The following is a 1,811-nucleotide window of genomic DNA, read 5'->3' on the forward strand; positions in this document are numbered from 1 at the left end:
CGCGCCCGCACCCTCGCCTTCCTCTCCCCCTGGCTGATCGGCTTCGGCGTCTTCTTCGCCTACCCGCTGCTGTCCACCGCGTACTTCTCCTTCATGAAGTACGACGGCTTCACCGCCCCCGCCTTCAACGGGCTGAAGAACTGGACGTACCTCTTCACGCACTACCCGTTCTTCTGGCAGGGCCTGCGGAACACCCTCTGGCTGGTCGTCGTCATGGTGACCCTGCGGGTGGCCTTCGGGCTCGGCGTGGGCCTGCTCATCACCAAGGTGAAAACCGGCGCCGGATTCTTCCGCACCGCCTTCTACCTGCCCTACCTGGCACCGCCGGTGGCCGCCACGATGGCCTTCGCCTTCCTGCTCAACCCCGGCACCGGCCCGGTGAACCACCTGCTCGGCGAGATCGGCCTGCCGCAGCCCGGCTGGTTCACCGACCCGGCCTGGTCGAAGCCCGCGCTCACCCTGCTCGGCCTGTGGGGCGTCGGCGACCTCATGGTCATCTTCATGGCCGCCCTGCTCGACGTGCCGCGCGACCAGTACGAGGCCGCCGAACTCGACGGCGCCGGGCCGTGGCACCGGTTCCGCTTCGTCACCCTGCCGAACATCTCCCCCATCGTGATGTTCGCCGTGGTCACCGGGGTCATCCAGACCATGCAGTACTACACCCAGGCGATCGTCGCCGGAAAGGTCGCCAGCGGCGTGATCGGCGGCTCCGGCCAGCAGTTCGAGCCCGGCTACCCGCACGGCTCCACCTGGACGCTCCCGCAGATGGTCTACAACCTCGGCTTCCAGCGCTTCGACACCGGCACCGCCTGCGCGGCCGCCCTCATCCTGTTCGCGATCTCCATGGCCTTCACCGCCCTGCTGCTGCGCCGCGGGGCCGGCCTGATCGGTGAGGACTGACCCATGACGATCACCTCCACGGACGTCCGGCTGCCCCCGGCCGCCGCCGGCACCACCCCCGCCGCCCGCACCGCCCGCCGCCGGGCCGTGCTCTCCTGGGTGGCCGTCCACTCGCTGGCCATCGCCGCCGCGCTGTTCTTCCTGCTGCCGTTCGCGTTCGTCCTCCTCACCTCGGTGATGAGCGACCAGCAGGCCCTCACCCCGCAGCTGTGGCCGACGAGCTGGCACTGGGGCAACTACGCCGAGGTCTGGAGCACCCCCGGCTTCCTCACCTGGTGGCGCAACACCCTGCTGTACGCGGTCGCCGGCACCGCGCTGACCGTCGCCTCCAGCGTGCCGGTCGCGTACGCCCTCGCGAAGTTCCGCTTCCGCGGCCGCCGCCTCGCCCTGACGGCGGTGATCTCCATGATGATGCTGCCGCCGCAGGTCACGGTCGTCCCGATGTACCTCTTCTGGGCGAAGCAGCTCCACCTCACCGGCACGCTCTGGCCGTTGATCGTCCCGATGGCCTTCGGCGACGCCTTCTCGATCTTCCTGCTGCGGCAGTTCCTGCTCACCATCCCGAACGAGTACGTCGAGGCCGCCCGCATGGACGGCTGCGGCGACCTGCGCACCCTGCTGCGGGTCGTGCTGCCGATGGCGAAACCCGCCGTCGCGGCCGTCGCGCTCTTCCAGTTCTTCTGCTGCTGGAACGACTACTTCGGGCCGCAGATCTACGCCAGCGAGAACCCGGGCGCCTGGACCCTGAGCTACGGCCTGGAATCCTTCAAGGGTGCCCACCACACCAACTGGAACCTCACCATGGCGGCGACCCTGCTGGTGCTGGCGCCGGTGATCGTTCTCTTCTTCTTCGCACAGAAGGCCTTCATCGAAGGCGTGACACTGACAGGGGTCAAGGGCTGATGTCCGCA

At 68.7% G+C, this 1,811-nt stretch carries 2 protein-coding genes; both read left to right on the top strand.

Features of this window, described 5'->3' with window-relative positions; translation table 11 throughout:
- Positions 1-900: carbohydrate ABC transporter permease (locus SNE206_RS39895; protein ID WP_407918491.1), on the top strand; the 900-nt coding region annotated here is incomplete at its 5' end.
- Positions 901-903: 3 nt separating this feature from the next.
- Positions 904-1,803: a carbohydrate ABC transporter permease gene (locus SNE206_RS39900; RefSeq protein ID WP_407918492.1), complete on the top strand. Its 900-nt coding sequence runs from the start codon at positions 904-906 to the stop codon at positions 1,801-1,803.
- The last annotated feature ends 8 nt before the right edge of the window (positions 1,804-1,811 follow it).

It is taken from the genome of Kitasatospora sp. NE20-6 (genome assembly GCF_045862635.1).